Origin of the sequence: Bradyrhizobium rifense (assembly GCF_008123425.1) — a bacterium.
Taxonomy (GTDB): Bacteria; Pseudomonadota; Alphaproteobacteria; order Rhizobiales; family Xanthobacteraceae; genus Bradyrhizobium; species Bradyrhizobium rifense.
The window spans coordinates 88,877-103,283 of sequence record NZ_VSSS01000025.1 but is presented as its reverse complement, the minus strand read 5'-3'; the positions used below and the strand labels follow the sequence as shown (position 1 = coordinate 103,283).

Annotated in this window: 15 protein-coding genes; 9 read left to right on the top strand and 6 right to left on the bottom strand. The window is 58.4% G+C overall.

Annotation, left to right across the window (positions count from 1 at the left end; translation table 11 throughout):
* Window positions 1-165: 165 nt before the first annotated feature.
* From FXB40_RS15950 to FXB40_RS15920, 7 genes are read left to right on the top strand one after another with little or no spacing between them, the layout of a single operon-like run.
* Complete coding sequence (locus FXB40_RS15950) at window positions 166-891, top strand: class I SAM-dependent methyltransferase (protein ID WP_148773136.1); 726 nt, start codon at window positions 166-168, stop codon at window positions 889-891.
* A gap of 14 nt (window positions 892-905) precedes the next feature.
* Entirely contained in the window at window positions 906-1,742 is an 837-nt protein-coding gene (locus tag FXB40_RS15945) for an NAD-dependent epimerase/dehydratase family protein (RefSeq protein ID WP_187436912.1), read from the top strand.
* On the top strand, window positions 1,739-2,716 hold the full coding sequence (locus tag FXB40_RS15940) for an ATP-grasp domain-containing protein (protein ID WP_148773134.1): 978 nt from the start codon (window positions 1,739-1,741) through the stop codon (window positions 2,714-2,716). Before FXB40_RS15945 ends, FXB40_RS15940 begins: the two co-directional genes overlap by 4 nt.
* The gene (locus FXB40_RS15935; protein WP_148773133.1) at window positions 2,694-3,374 is read left to right on the top strand and encodes a metallophosphoesterase family protein; all 681 of its coding nucleotides are present in this window, start codon (window positions 2,694-2,696) and stop codon (window positions 3,372-3,374) included. The genes FXB40_RS15940 and FXB40_RS15935 overlap by 23 nt, the downstream gene beginning before the upstream one ends.
* 9 nt (window positions 3,375-3,383) lie before the next feature.
* On the top strand, window positions 3,384-4,358 hold the full coding sequence (locus FXB40_RS15930; protein ID WP_148773132.1) for a glycoside hydrolase family protein: 975 nt from the start codon (window positions 3,384-3,386) through the stop codon (window positions 4,356-4,358).
* Entirely contained in the window at window positions 4,355-5,305 is a 951-nt protein-coding gene (locus FXB40_RS15925) for a glycoside hydrolase family protein (RefSeq protein WP_148773131.1), read from the top strand. The genes FXB40_RS15930 and FXB40_RS15925 overlap by 4 nt, the downstream gene beginning before the upstream one ends.
* A gap of 24 nt (window positions 5,306-5,329) precedes the next feature.
* Window positions 5,330-6,091, top strand: a complete 762-nt coding sequence (locus FXB40_RS15920; protein ID WP_148773130.1) for a class I SAM-dependent methyltransferase — start codon at window positions 5,330-5,332, stop codon at window positions 6,089-6,091.
* Between the two features lie 200 nt (window positions 6,092-6,291).
* On the opposite strand, the gene FXB40_RS15915 is transcribed toward FXB40_RS15920, so the two are convergent.
* On the bottom strand, window positions 6,292-7,032 hold the full coding sequence (locus tag FXB40_RS15915; RefSeq protein WP_148773129.1) for a WbqC family protein: 741 nt from the start codon (window positions 7,030-7,032) through the stop codon (window positions 6,292-6,294).
* A 212-nt stretch (window positions 7,033-7,244) separates the two neighbouring features.
* Complete coding sequence (locus tag FXB40_RS15910; RefSeq protein ID WP_187436911.1) at window positions 7,245-8,042, bottom strand: glycosyltransferase family 25 protein; 798 nt, start codon at window positions 8,040-8,042, stop codon at window positions 7,245-7,247.
* 231 nt (window positions 8,043-8,273) lie between these two features.
* Between FXB40_RS15910 and FXB40_RS15905 the strand changes: the two genes are divergently transcribed.
* Together FXB40_RS15905 and FXB40_RS15900 are read left to right on the top strand one after the other, a co-directional pair.
* Complete coding sequence (locus FXB40_RS15905; protein WP_148773127.1) at window positions 8,274-9,308, top strand: dTDP-glucose 4,6-dehydratase; 1,035 nt, start codon at window positions 8,274-8,276, stop codon at window positions 9,306-9,308.
* A gap of 156 nt (window positions 9,309-9,464) precedes the next feature.
* A complete protein-coding gene (locus FXB40_RS15900) occupies window positions 9,465-10,673 on the top strand; it encodes a DegT/DnrJ/EryC1/StrS family aminotransferase (protein ID WP_187436910.1) in 1,209 nt (402 codons plus the stop codon).
* A 114-nt stretch (window positions 10,674-10,787) separates the two neighbouring features.
* On the opposite strand, the gene FXB40_RS15895 is transcribed toward FXB40_RS15900, so the two are convergent.
* The 4 genes from FXB40_RS15895 to FXB40_RS15880 all read right to left on the bottom strand — a co-directional run bounded on the left by FXB40_RS15895 (window position 10,788) and on the right by FXB40_RS15880 (window position 14,359).
* Window positions 10,788-12,293, bottom strand: a complete 1,506-nt coding sequence (locus tag FXB40_RS15895; RefSeq protein WP_148773125.1) for a glycosyltransferase family 39 protein — start codon at window positions 12,291-12,293, stop codon at window positions 10,788-10,790.
* A 27-nt stretch (window positions 12,294-12,320) separates the two neighbouring features.
* Window positions 12,321-13,448 carry a glycosyltransferase gene (locus tag FXB40_RS15890; RefSeq protein WP_148773124.1) on the bottom strand — a complete coding sequence of 376 codons (1,128 nt, stop codon included), beginning with the start codon at window positions 13,446-13,448 and terminating at the stop codon, window positions 12,321-12,323.
* Window positions 13,449-13,688: 240 nt separating this feature from the next.
* Window positions 13,689-13,889: a hypothetical protein gene (locus FXB40_RS15885; protein WP_148773123.1), complete on the bottom strand. Its 201-nt coding sequence runs from the start codon at window positions 13,887-13,889 to the stop codon at window positions 13,689-13,691.
* A gap of 89 nt (window positions 13,890-13,978) precedes the next feature.
* Window positions 13,979-14,359, bottom strand: a complete 381-nt coding sequence (locus tag FXB40_RS15880) for a hypothetical protein (protein WP_148773122.1) — start codon at window positions 14,357-14,359, stop codon at window positions 13,979-13,981.
* Window positions 14,360-14,407 lie beyond the last annotated feature (48 nt).

Here is a 14,407-nt window from a genome sequence, read left to right as displayed (position 1 = left end):
GAGACTGCAGGGAGGTTGCCGCTTCTCACTATCCCGTTTGCAGCTTGCGTGAAGCTTGACACCGCCTTCGCCTCACCGCGCCGGCGCGTGGCGAATCAAGGGAGCGATTGATATGCCTGCGGACCAGGCGTCCGATGGCGCATCGAATTTGGGGAGAGAGAACCCATGAACGGTCGATTGGATGTCCACGTCGCCGCCTATGAAGGCAAGAACATCTACGATTTCGACAACGAGATTGCGCTGACCTGGTACCCGAAGCGCATCGCGGGTGTCGTCAAGGGTCCGCGCGCCGTCCTGGATCTCGGGCTGGGGCACGGATTTGCCACCGAAATCTTTTCAGGCGGACCCGGCCGCCATGTGGTTCTTGAGGGATCGCCCGCGGTCATCGAAAACTTCAAGCTCAGATTTCCGGACAACAAAAGCGAACTCGTCGAAACCTACTTCGAGGAGTTCGACACAGACGAAAGATTCGACCTTATCGTCATGGGGTTCATCCTCGAGCATGTCGACGACCCGCTCTTGATCTTGAACCGCTTCAGGACATTTCTCGCGCCCGCCGGCAAACTGTTTGTGGCGGTCCCCAATGCCGAGGTCATGAACCGAAGGCTCGGGAATCTTGCGGGAATGCTGCCCGACATGCAGGCTCTTTCGGAGAACGATCTGCTCCTGGGGCACAAGCGGTACTTTACAGTCGCCTCACTCACTAAGCTCGTCAGCGACGCCGGCTACAAAATCGAGAGAATGGAGGGCATCTACCTCAAGCCCTTCGCGACGAGTCAGATCCTGTCGTTAAATCTCGACACCAAAATCATCCAAGCCTTGTGCGAGATGGGAGTTGACTACCCGGAACTCTCCTGCGGGCTTCTCGCTCAGCTCACGCCGGACGAGTAGGCGGGCTCATGAGAGTGTTGATCGTCGGGGGAACCTCATCGCTGGCACAGGCGCTGATCCCACTCCTTCGTGACCATTGCGACGTGTTGACGGCCGGGCGCAGGGGCTGCGATGTCGAATTGGACCTCTGTTCGCTCGACATCCGGATTCCCGGCGAGATCGACTGCGTCGTGAACATGGCCGCAGCATTCGGGGGCAAGGAATTTCGCGACACCCTGCAAGCAATGGAAGTCAACGTGACTGGCCTGATGAAGCTCTGTCATGCAAGTTCAAGGGCCAACGCAAAACATTTCGTGCACATCTCCAGCATCTTTGCGGATCTCGACAACGACTCTCCTTTCTTCGGCGCCTACTCGCTTTCAAAGAGGCATTCCGAGGACGTCGCACAATTCTGCGGCCGAGAGCTTCGGCTGCCGATCGCGGTGCTGAAGCCTTCACGGATCTATGGTGTGGGCGAGCAGTTTCGCAAACATCAGCCATTCCTGTACGCCATCATGGACAAGGCCCAGAGGAATGAAGACATCGACCTCTTCGGTTCGAATGACGCTGTGAGAAACTTCATCCATGCCCAGGACATGGCAAACATCATCTCGGCCGTGATGACGACGAAGCTCGAAGGCGTCTATCGCTGCGTCAACCCCGACAACGTCACCTATTCTCAAATCGCGGCGGCGGCCATTTCCGCTTTCGACAGCAAAAGCAAGGTCCGCTTCCTGCGAGGCAAGCCCGACATCGCGAGCAACGGCTTTGCTTGCGACGAGACGCTGTTCCGGCTGATCGATTATTCTCCCCGCATATCCATGGCGCAAGGCATGCAGATGGAAGCGGCTCACCGAAGGTTGGCGTCGTGACGACGATATTAGTCTCCGGCGCCTGCGGCATCGTCGGTTACGGAATCTTGCGCTCCCTGAGGATGTCGAAGCGACCGATGACGCTCATCGGCACCTCGATCTATACCGACTCGGTCGCGCACGGATTTTGCGACGTTTTTGAAGTCGTGCCCCGGACGGACGCGCCGGACTACCTCGATCGCCTTCTCGCGCTGCTGCGCGAGCATCACGTCGACGTGGCGTTCCCCGGCATCGATGCAGACATGTACAAATGGGCGGATCACGTCGCCGAAATTGAAGCGACCGGAACCAAGGTCGTTCTCAATTCGCTCGAACTGATTTCCAGATGCTCGGACAAATGGCCGTTCTATGAACGGCAGCTGACACTGAAGTTGCCTTATGCGATCCCGAGCTATCTGGAGATGGACTTCGATTTCCTCAGCGAGAAATGCGGCCTGCCGTTCCTGCTGAAGCCACGCCGGGGCTTTGGATCCAAGGGTATCGTGGTGGTCGAGACTGCCGAGCAGTTTGCCAAAATTGCTCCCGCGACAAAAACGACCTTGATGGCGCAACCCATCGTCGGGCGAGACGATGAGGAGTTCACGGTATCCGCGTTTTGCGATGGCCATGGGGGCCATTCGGCCTTCATGGCGCTTCGGCGAAAGCTCTCCAAGGACGGGTTCACAGAGAAGGCCGAGGTTGTCAATCAGGTCGATTTTTCCGAGGCCGTCCAGGATCTGTGCAGGGCGTTTTCTCCGATCGGGCCGACCAATTTTCAGTTTCGCAAGACGGACCGCGGCCTGAAGCTGCTCGAGATCAATCCGAGGATTTCGTCATCCACGTCGATCCGCGCCGCCTTTGGCTACAACGAAGCCTTGATGGCGGTCGACATGGCCATCGAGAAACGGATGCCGGTCCAACCGGACATCAAGCGCGGCAGAGCCGTCCGCTATACCGAGGATTTCATCTTCTATGACGATAGCGTTCATCTCTGACATCCACGGAAATTTCGAGGCGCTGAAGGCGGTCCTCGCCGAGCTCGATCGCATGCGCGTCGCCGAGATCTTCTGTGTGGGCGACGTGGTCGGCTATTATTCCCAGGTCAACGAATGCTGCGACGAGCTGAAGAGGCGTGGCATCCACAGCGTTCTCGGCAACCATGACTGGTACCTGGGCTTCGGCGGTTTCTGCACCAGATCCAAGAGCGTGAACGAGTGTCTGGTCTATCAGCGGAAGGTGATCACGTCCGAGAACGTGAACTGGCTGAGGGCGTTTCGCCTGCAAATGCATATCGGGAATGTCCAGGTCGTTCACGCCGGATGGGGCGATCCGATCGATGAGTACCTCACCGACCCCAACGAGGACTATTTCGCGCGCCTCTCCGGCGACAACTTCGTCAGCGGCCATACCCACGTGCAAAGCATCCACCGCTTCGGCGACAAGACCTATTGCAATCCGGGATCCGTCGGGCAGCCGCGCGACGGCGATCCACGGGCTGCGTTTGCGACTTTCGACGGCGAGACCTTCGAGCTGCATCGGGTCGAGTACAACATGCAAAAGGTCTTTGAGCTGATGGAAACAGCGGGATTCCACGACTACTACTATGGCGGACTGAAGACCGGCGCGAGCCGGCTTCGACGGCTTGAGGATTGAGATTAGACCATGCTGCAATGGGAAAAGCTTGGAAAGCTCTTTGACCCCCGCGAACACAAGAACCATCCTTGGATGCGTGAATTCGCGCAATCTCCGAGCGTCCTGATCTTCGATGAAGTTATCAGAGTCTATTTCTGCTCAAGGCCTGCGCCGGACGAGAGCGGCCAATACAAGAGCTACATTGCGTTCATCGACCTGGACCGAAGGACGCCCACGCGGGTGGTTCGGATCTGCGACCAACCGGTGATGGGGCTCGGCGGGTGCGGGACCTTCGACGAATTCGGGACGAATCCGGTCTCGGTGATCCGGGACGAAAATCGGATCCGTGCGTACTATGCGGGATGGACTCGATGCGAGTCGGTCCCTTTTAACGCCGCGATCGGCGTTGCCATCAGCAACAACAACGGCGAGTCCTTTGAGAGAATTGGCGAAGGACCGGTCCTTTCATACACCCCGGATGAACCGTTTCTCCTGGGAAGCCCGCGGATTCGAAGGTTCAACGACAAATGGTGCCTTTGGTACGTCGCGGGCAAGCGGTGGCTGAAGACTTCGAGCAGGCCCGAGCCGGTTTACAAAATTCGCATGGCCACATCCTCCGACGGATTGATCTGGCGAAAGGCCGGCGTCGACTTGATTGAAGACAAATTGGGTGAAGACGAATGCCAGGCCGGCGCCGACGTCATAGAGCGGGCGGGCCGTTTTCACATGTTCTATTCTTACCGGCGAAGCCAGAACTACAAGGGCAAGGAAGGCGGATATCGCATTGGCTACGCTGTTTCCGACGATCTCGTGAATTGGAAAAGGAATGACGAGCTCGCGGGAATGGAAGTTTCCGCCGAGGGCTGGGATTCTGAAATGGTGAACTATGGTCACGTGTTCAGCTTGGATGGCGAGACGTACATGATCTATCAGGGAAATGAAATGGGCCGCGCAGGCATCGGTTTGGCTCGCCTGCAAAACTCCCCCGATTGGTTCAAGCCATGAAGTGGAGAAAGCTCGGGAAGATTTTTACCCCCACTGAACATGAACTGCCAAACGATTGTCTGGAGTTTGCCCAGTCGCCGCAGACGCTGGTTCTGAAGGATCGCGTGCGAGTGTATTTCTCAACCCGCAGGCGAGACGAGGTCGGGAAATATCTAAGCCACGTCGCCTACGTGGATTTCGCCAGGGACATGCGCGAGATTCTCGATATTTCCAAGCACACGGTCATAGAACTGGGGGAGCTTGGTGCCTTCGACGAGCATGGAATTTTCCCCATGCATGTTTTCGATGACGGCAGCAGAGTGCTTGGATTCACCACAGGGTGGAATCGAAAGGCCTCGGTAAGTGCGGATTCATCGATTGGCCTTGCCATCAGCAAGGACGGCGGACGGACGTTTCAAAAGCACGGAACGGGTCCAATCATGACCGCCTCTCTGAACGAACCGTTTTTGATCGCCGATTCATTCGTGATGTCGGTCGGCGGAATTTACTACATGTGGTACATTTTCGGAACGAGATGGAAATCGTTTTCCGAAACCGAGCCACCCGATAGAATCTACAAGATCGCCTGCGCCAAATCCACGGACGCAATCAATTGGCAAAGGGATGCAAAGCAAATCATCACCGATTGCATTGGCGAAGACGAATGCCAGGCGTTGCCCACGGTCTTCAGCCGGAACGACATCTACCATATGTACTTCTGCTTCCGTCCTTGCCACGGCTTCCGGGAGAAAGGCAGGAATAGTTATCGTCTCGGATACGCCTATTCGCAGGACCTGATCAGCTGGACGCGAGACGATTCGAAAGGCGGAATAGACCTTTCGCAGGACGGTTGGGATTCACAGATGCAGTGCTATCCGCATGTCTTCACCTGCGATGACAGGGTCTACATGCTCTACAACGGCAACGAGTTTGGCAAATTCGGCTTTGGATTGGCCGAGTTGGCATAACCACAGATTCCTCGAGAGGCCCTTATGTCGCAAATGAGAGACTACAATCGCGAACTGAACGACACTGGTAACGTGGAGAACCAGAAATACGCTTACCAGTTCGACTACGATGTGATGCAGCCATTCATGATCAGGTCCTTTGCGCCCTTCTTCAGAGGTGAAACTCTTCTCGAGTTGGGAAGCCATAAGGGCGAATTCACCAAGAGGTTTCTGCCCTTCTTCAAAGACATAACCTGCGTCGAAGCATCGGATGTCGCGATTGCCGAAGCCAAGAGGCGTTTCGGTTCTGGAATTCAGTTCATAAACTCTACATTTGAAACCCTGCAATTGCCGAAGCGATACGACAATATCGTGATGACCCACGTTCTCGAACATCTCGACGACCCCCAGCTCGTCTTGCGCTTGATCAACGAGAAGTGGCTTTCGGAGAACGGGCGATTGTTTTTGGCAGTCCCGAATGCACATGCCCCGTCGAGGCAGATTGCGGTTAAGATGGGACTGATCTCTCACAACTCCGCCATTACACCTGCGGAAGCAGAGCACGGCCATCGTATCACCTATTCGCTGGATACGCTGGAGCGTGACGCCGTTGCATCGGGGCTCAATGTCATCCATCGCTCCGGGGTCTTTTTCAAAGCTCTGGCCAACTTCCAGTGGGACCGCCTGCTGCAGACGGACATCATTTCGGAAGCTTATCTCGAGGGAGCTTACAAATTAGGCCAGCAGTACCCGGATCTTTGTTCGAGCATTTTCCTGGTTTGCGAACCTGGGCGGCAGAAAGCCTGAACCCGGCAATTTCTCCTCGAGGCCTCGCCCATTTGGTCTTGCCTGCATTTCCGATGCGCAAATTTTAGGGCCCAACGCTGTTTTGGCGCGAGGGCCGATTCCCGCCATTGGCCCAATGGCGGGATTTTTTATGCGTGCGCGAACTCCGTGCGAAGACCGCCGATCTGTGCTGCAAGCACGGGGCTCAGCCAAACGACCTTCTAGACCTGGACGAGCGAACCCGGCGCTTCCGAGCAAGCCCCTCCGACCAAGTCATAGTTGTCGGCTATAACTTCTTGGAGCTTGGCGACTGAATTGAACATCAGCAGGTCCACAATCGAAAGATACGGTATCTGAGCCTGACCGAATTGTTCGTAGGGAAACGGTCTTGTTCGAAGAGCCCTAAATTCGATTCCGCGGGCGCTAAAAGCGTCTGGATCGTAGAGCTCCAGGCCGCCAATCGCGTTGATATACTTTCGCGCCCCGACCGCTTCGCACAATGCGAGCACCTTGTCCTGAAACCTGAGCGAATGGTCGATGGGAATCTCAGACGAGATCTTGAAGGCGGTTGTTAAACCTAGATGCTCGCAGGTCATGCGCAGCGAATTCAAGATATAGCGAAAGAGATTGGGGTCCTGAAAGCCGACAATCTCTTCCAGAAGTGGAAAGGTTTCCTTGAAGAAAGGCGCGGTGCGATAGGCCCCCTGCCATTGATTGAGCAGCTTTGCACGGTCGAAATCGGCCGCCAGTTCCCTGTCACGAATATCCAGGGCATCTGAATCCTTCTTCAACGGAATTGAAAACAGGGCGTCCTTTCCGTTGACCAGCATCCGGTTGCGGTTGATCCATCCCTTCTTTGTATATTTGATGTTGTCGTAGACGAGAAAAACATCGACCGCTCCAATGAGCTGATAGTAGCCGATGTAGGGCAGAAAATACGGCTGCATGATCGCGAGTTTCATTTTGTGCAACGCTCCGCTTCCGTGAAGAAGCTCATTCGCAAACTTCGCCCTACCATGGCCGGATCCATATCGGGCTAAATCGGAAGGCGGGCCACCCGCCCGGCCGCGAAAAACGCACTCAGGCGATAACGACCGGTTCTCGATCCGCGTTCATCAGCTCTGCTCCTCGGAAAGGTGGCGTGCATCTAACCCCAAGTCCTAGACCCCAAGTCCTACCCCCAAGTCCGCGCCGCACTCGCGATATGACTTTGAGTCGTTGAAGTAGCGCTATCGTTGCGGGGCACCACAAGCGGCGCGAAACAAGCATACGCCTTAACAAAAGGATAGATGCTGTTCGCCATCATATCAGCCCCCATCGTCGGCAGCGCGCGGTTGCCAAGAGCCTCGATGGTAACCAGTCGGTTGTCCATCGGGAGCCAATACGGATACATTCTCCGTGCTCCTGCAGGGGATAGCACGTACCCGCCTGGACCAAAACAGCAGTTCAGCCGGAAGGCCGCAACCTGGGATGTCGATCTCTGGAAAGCGGCATCGCTCACATCATCCGGGCGCGGAGGCCTAAAGACCATGATCGACTTCATGCCTGGCGCCAGCTCAAGATCGAGAACCGAATCCGTATTGCAGCCAAGTACCAGCATATCCCAGTCGCCAAGGGACGGCAGAAGCCTCGCCAAGTGTGCGTTGATGTCGTGACGGATAGTGCAATCGTCCTCAAACACGAGGGCGGGTTCGTCCTGCTCGGCGACCAACTTCCATATCAGCGACATTGAGGCAGTGCCACCGACCGCACCCGGGGCGAACCGCGAACCAGGAGCGACGATCCCCATTGCCATGACTTCCTCATTGGTCAATTTCAATCCGTCAACCGCAGCGAAACGTTCGAAAGCGATTCCGCAGCCTTCATTCCGTTTCAGGAATCTTTCGTATTTCTCCGGCTGGCGATCGAGGTTGACGACGAAGTTCTTCATTTTTCCAACCGTGGCGTTAGGGCGGATGCCGATACGATCCATTAGCCAGCAATCGATCCTGATTCGCCATATCCCGCCAATCCGAAATGTGCGGATTTGCGGGCACTCCCCGCGACACGGCATGCTCCGCGCAAGCTAGAGACGATATCGGTAACCAACATCGTGGACTCGAGATGACTGACGCCGCCACCACGCATGAAATTGGGCGCCGCGGATGTCAGCCTGAAATTCGGGTCTTCATGGCGTTGCAACGCTTTGCAAATGGGATTCCGAATGCGAACTATTCTGGTTACCGGGGGTGCAGGGTTTATCGGTGCAAATCTGGTGCACTACCTTATGGAGAAGTATCCTCTCGATCGGGTCGTGGTCCTCGACGCGCTGACCTACGCGGGCGCCGTCGAAAATCTTCCGCCCGATATGGTTCGCTCGCACGATTCTCGCGGGTCGCTCTGGTACGGCGATGTTTGCAACGCCGCGCTGGTCGACACGCTCGTGGGAGAAGCCGACGTAGTGATCCATCTTGCGGCAGAGACTCACGTCACGCGCTCGATTCACGATAGCCTCCAGTTTTTCCAAACTGACGTGTTGGGGACTCAGACGATTGCGAATGCCGTTGCCCGGTTCGGACGCAATATCAAACGCTTTATCCATGTCTCGACATCCGAGGTGTATGGAAATGCTGTCGCGAACATGATGGATGAAAACCATCCGCTGAATCCGATGAGCCCCTACGCAAGCGCCAAATGCGGTGCCGACCGGCTGATCTATTCCTATTGGGCTACCTACAAGATCCCCGTTGTGATCGTTCGGCCTTTCAATAATTTCGGCCCGATGCAGCATCTCGAAAAGCTCGTTCCTCGCTTTATAACCAGCGCGATGCTCGATGAACCGCTGACGGTTCACGGCGGCGGCGTGGCCGCGCGCGATTTCGTCTACGTAGAGGATACGTGCCGCGCGATCGATCTCGTTCTTCAGGCCCCCGGCGAGCTCGTTCACGGCGAGGTCTTCAATGTCGCGACTGGTGAACACCGCACGATCAACGAGATCGCCCACGACATCATATCCGAGATGCACTATTCACCTGCCAGGATCGAATTCATCGGCGACCGTCCAGGACAGGTCGTGAGACATACCGGTGATTGGTCAAAGATAAATCGGGTGCTCGGCTGGAAACCAAGCTTTACGTGGCACGAGGGCCTCAAGCGGACGATCGATTGGTATCGCGAAAATACGGAGCGCTGGTCGCGGCAGCTTTGGCTGCGGAGAATCCCGATCACCTCGGCGATGGGGAAGAAAGAGTATCATTAGTCGATCTGCCTCCCTGTTTGACTTCGTTTGTAACGCGACCTGCGTCAGCTGTTTGTGCATCAAGCCCACAGCGGCTCAAGATGTCTGGCTGCCGCGAGCTGGTGTCAGTCGCGAGTAGCCGTAGCGTCCGCACGCCGCATCACCATGGAGCAAAAGTTGCAGGACCATATCGGTATTCGTCGCAGTTTCGAGAGGACTGACAAGGCCGTGCCTGAATTTCCGGTGCCTCGAGCCCAAAGTCGTCTCAATATCGTGCGTCCGAGCTTTCCAAAAGCAGAGCAGTTCTTGGCGGCTTTTGAGGCGGCGCTGGAGACCGGCCAAGTCGCGAACAATTCCCGTTGGGTTGTCGAATTTGAGCGACGTTTAAGCGAGTATCTTGGTGTCCCGTCTCTCGTCTTCTGCAATGGCCAGATTGGGTTGATGGTCATGCTACGGGCCGCTGGAGTCACCTCTGGCGAAGTGATCGTGCCATCATTCACGTTCTGCGCCACACCTCATGCTGTTGAATGGGTGGGCGCCGAACCGGTCTTCGCGGATATCCTGGATGACCTGACCATGCGCCTCGATCCGCGCGATGTGGAGCGCAGGATTACGGATCGCACCGTCGCCATCCTCGCCGTCGACGCCTACGGAGTAGCCAGCGACTACGCGTCACTCGCTGACATCGCCAAGCGTCATAAGCTCAAATTTCTTGTCGATAGCGCGCCCTCGTTCGGTACCCGCGTCGATGGCCAACCGGTGGGGAGATTCGCGGACGCGCAGATGTTCAGCTTCCACGCCACCAAGACCTTCTCAACGATGGAGGGCGGGTGTGTCTCCAGCCACGATCCGGAATTGCTCGCCCGCGTCAAAGCACTACGCAACTTTGGGCAAGTCGACAGTTTCGATTGTGAAGAGGCCGGCCTGAACGGCAAGATGTTGGAAATATCGGCCCTCATCGGCATCGAGCAACTCAAGACGTTCGAACTCGCAGTTGCGACACGCCGTCGGGCAGTCGAGCGCATGCGACACGGGCTTTCCCAGATTCCCGGCCTGCTCGCGGGGCGAGAGCCCGCAGGTGTAGAAGCGAACTGGCTACACCTACCGGTCGTTGTTGATGCCCAGAAATTTGGTCTCGACCGCGACGCGCTGGCATCTGCGCTCGAGAAGTGCAACGTCTTCGTCCGGAAGTATTACAGCCCGCCATGCCACCACATGACGGCTTACAGGGCTCAGAAAGACGTGAAATTGGACGTGACGGAACGAACTTCCTACAACGTGATTGCACTGCCCGTTTATAACGACATGACCGACGAAGAGTGCGATCTCATCGTCGCCGCTCTACACTACGTGCACCAATCGGCGCTTGGCGCCAGCAAGCCTTAGGCACAAAGAGAAATGGCACTTACGCAATTTTCCCAGCAAACATGAAAATCTGCCTGAAAGTTTGGGAAAAGCGCATCGCGGAGATATCGATCAACGGCGAGGTATTGTGATCGTTCAAGGCAGAAGTTCAGGCGGCGGCGAACGGTCGAGCACGTCGCCCCTGGCGCCTTCGAGCAGATCGACGGCGTAGGTTTCGACGACCAGCGGCCCACGCTTGCGCTGTAATTGCGCGACCTGCGTCATCTGCGCGAAGAGGTCGTTGAGAGCGGGATGGCCGTCGGGACGCAGCTCGTCGACATAGATCAGCTTGCCCGCGAGCAGCTTTGGATCGGGCTCGGGCATGTTGACCCAGCGGATGCGCTGGTTCTGCTGCACCACGCAGGTGCCGCGCGGCAGATAGAAGGCCAGCCAGCCCGTCGTGCCGTAATCCGGCGTGAGCACGCAGGTCGCACCTGCGCGGACGCGTGCCGCCTCGATACCGGAGGCGAGCTCGCGCCAGCCGACGCCGACGCTGCGCACGGTCGCATCGCGGCGATAGCCGGATAGCCACCCCGTATTGGCCTGCAGGATCAGCGCGGCAAACATCACGATGCCGGTGGGCGCGGCCCAGCGCAGGCAAAAATCCACCAGGCGTCGCGCACGCGGCTTCCACTGTACGAGGTTGGCGGCGGCAGCGGCCGCGACGACGAAAGGCGGATAGACCGGCGCAAACCAGTTGGCCTCGACGCGGGCGTGCAGCGAATGCCAGACGAAATAGGCGACGATGGTCCAGAACAGCGTCTCGATCAGCACGCGCGAGGCGAGTGCGCCCGCCCTACGCCAGGTCAGCGCATGCAGCCCCATCGCACCGAGGATGAAGACCAGCGGGGTCGCAAACGCGATCTGGGTCGGGATCAGTTCGGCGATGAAGACCGGGCGAAAATCCTCGATCCTGGCGCGCCCGAGCTGCTTGACGAATGAGACCCATTGATGATCCGCATTCCAGAGGATCACCGGCGAGAACAGCGCGAGCGCAACGAGGCCGCCGAGATAGGGCCAGGGCGAGAGGAACCAGCGCCGCATCTTCGGCACGGCCGCGAGCCAGATCAGGATCGCGGCACCAAAGAACATCGCGGTGTATTTCGACAGCAGCGCCGCGCCGACGGCGGCGCCGACCGCAAGCCACCAGACACCGCGGCCGGTCTCCAGCACTTTTGCGAGGAAGAACAGCACGAAGCTGGAGGCGACCAGCAACGGCGCATCCGGCGTCACGATCAGCGTGCCGACCGAGGCCATCATCGTCACGTTGAGCAGGATGGCGCTGGTCGCCGCCACGCGGGCGCCGCCGAACAGGATCGCAGCCGAGCGATAGATCGCATAGCTCATCGGCAGCGCGAGCAGGATCGAGACCAGACGGACGCCGAGCTCGGTATCGCCGGCGATCAGGGTGCCGGCGCGGATGACATAAGCCACCATCGGCGGGTGGTCGTAGTAACCGCCCGCCAGGTTCTTCGACCACATCCAGTAATAGGCTTCGTCGAAGGTGATCGGCGTGAACGCGGCCGCGACCAGCCGCAATGCGACCAGCGCAAGGATCACCAGCGCTGTATTGCGGACGATCCGCGCGTCAGCCCCGCCCATACAAGCTTCCTTGCAAGCCTTGACGCGCTATTTCTTGCGCCAGACGAACAGTCCGGACATCGCGTAATTCCACACCACGCCCATCAGCGCGCCGGCGAGGCCCGCCAGCCACCAGATCGGCTCCTGGTCGTAGACCGAGAAGGCGACGCCGACATTGGCGAGCAGGCCGACGCTGCAGACGATGTAGAACATGATTAGGCCGCGCAGGATCCCAAAGCCCTTCAGCCGCTGGTCGCGATAGGTGAGGAAGTTGTTGAGGATGAAATTGGTGGTCATGGCGACGATCGCGCCGGCGGCCTGCGCCTCCGCGAACGGTACCTTGATCAGCTGGAGCGCGATGAACAGCGTGGTGAGATGCACCACCAGGCCGATGCCGCCCACCATCGCGAACAGGATGAAGCGCAGCGAGACGATGTCGTTGGTCAACTTCGCCAGCACGAGGCCGAGGAAGTCGAGTGCGACCATGGAATCGAGCTTGCTCTCGCCATGCTGGCGGGCGCCGAACGTGTAGGGAATCTCGACCGCGCGCAAATTGCCCTGCGCGCTTGCGACGAGATCGAGCAGTATCTTGAAGCCGTGCACCGACAGCTTTGGCGCCAGCTGCTCGAAACGGTCGCGGCGGACCATGAAGAAACCGCTCATGGGATCGGCGATCTCGACCCGGAGCATCTTCTTCGCGACCTCGGTCGCCAGCGCACTGGCGCCGGCGCGCTGCTTGTTGAAACCTTCGCTCTTGTAGCCCTCGATGTAGCGGCTGCCGACGACGAGATCGGCCTGATCGCTTGCGAGCAGCAACAGCATCTTCGGCAGCTGTGTCTCGTCGTGCTGGAGGTCGGCGTCGATCACGGCGGCGTAAGGCGCGCTGGAGGCCAGAATGCCCTCGATACAGGCGCCCGACAGGCCGCGGCGGCCAATGCGTCGGATGCAGCGCACGCGGCTGTCCTGCTGCGCGAGCGCCCGCACCACGTCCGAGGTGCCGTCGGGCGAATTGTCGTCGACGAACACGACTTCCCAGGCGACATTGACGAGCGTCGCCTCCAGCCGCCGGTATAGCACCGTGACGTTGTCGCGCTCATTGAAGGTCGGGACGATGATCGACAGCTCCGGCCCCTCTTGGGCCTGGCCGTCGACGCCCGGTCTGATCGCTTCATTCATGACCGCAGCGTATAACCGTCGCGTCCTGCGATGCCAAGCCGGGGGTCTGGGGGAACGGCCCAAAGGGGCCCTAAAATGCCAACGACCCCGGAATGGCGGACCGCGCGTACATCCGGCGCGAGCCCAAGCTATTCCAAGGTCGTCTCAGCAACGGAGATTGTTACTCAACGTTGCCGTTATCAATCAAATGGGGACGACACGGCCGCTTCGCAAGGGGGGCCAGGAGCTCTTTTTCGGCCATTACTGGTTCGGGACTTCCCGGATCACCGGGCCCCGTGGCGCCGGCGCCACTGGGGCTGCGGGCGCCACGGCGGCCGGCTCGACCTTGGTCGGCTTCGGCGGCTTGCCGTACTGCCCGATCGGCCCGAAGACGACGGCAGCCGCAAGCACGACCGCCGCGACGATCGCGCCAAAGATGCCACCTACCGACTCAGACGACATGCCACCCCGTCCCCGTTCCAAATGCGGCCAGTCATACCACGGATGGGCGCGCGGCCGGAAGGGCTGCCGGACCGCGACCGTTCATAGCCCTATTTCTGCGGCGGCCGGTGCTTGACGAAGGCGGTCACGATGTCCTTCTGCGCCGCCTCCACTGCCCTGTTCGCGGTCGCGAGATGGGCGCCGGATTCGATGGTCGGATATTGGGAGGTGAGATAGTCGAGCAGCGCCACCCGGTAATACTGCCGTTCCGACGGACAGGCCCCCGAAACCGACTTTCCAAAATCCTGTTCCGACATGCCCTGATTGCTGTCGCGCGAATACTCCCGCGCCAGACAATGCCAGTAATCGTCGCGGCCCTGCATGGCGAGCTTCTGCGCACCCTTCGCGTCGTCGTCATCCGCCATGGCCGCAAATGTCGTGGCAGCAGATGTCATCATGACGAGCGCCGCTCCCAGCATCAGCATCCGCATCTTGTTCTCCTTTTTGCGCAGATTTCGTTGTCAGCTTAGACGGGACAC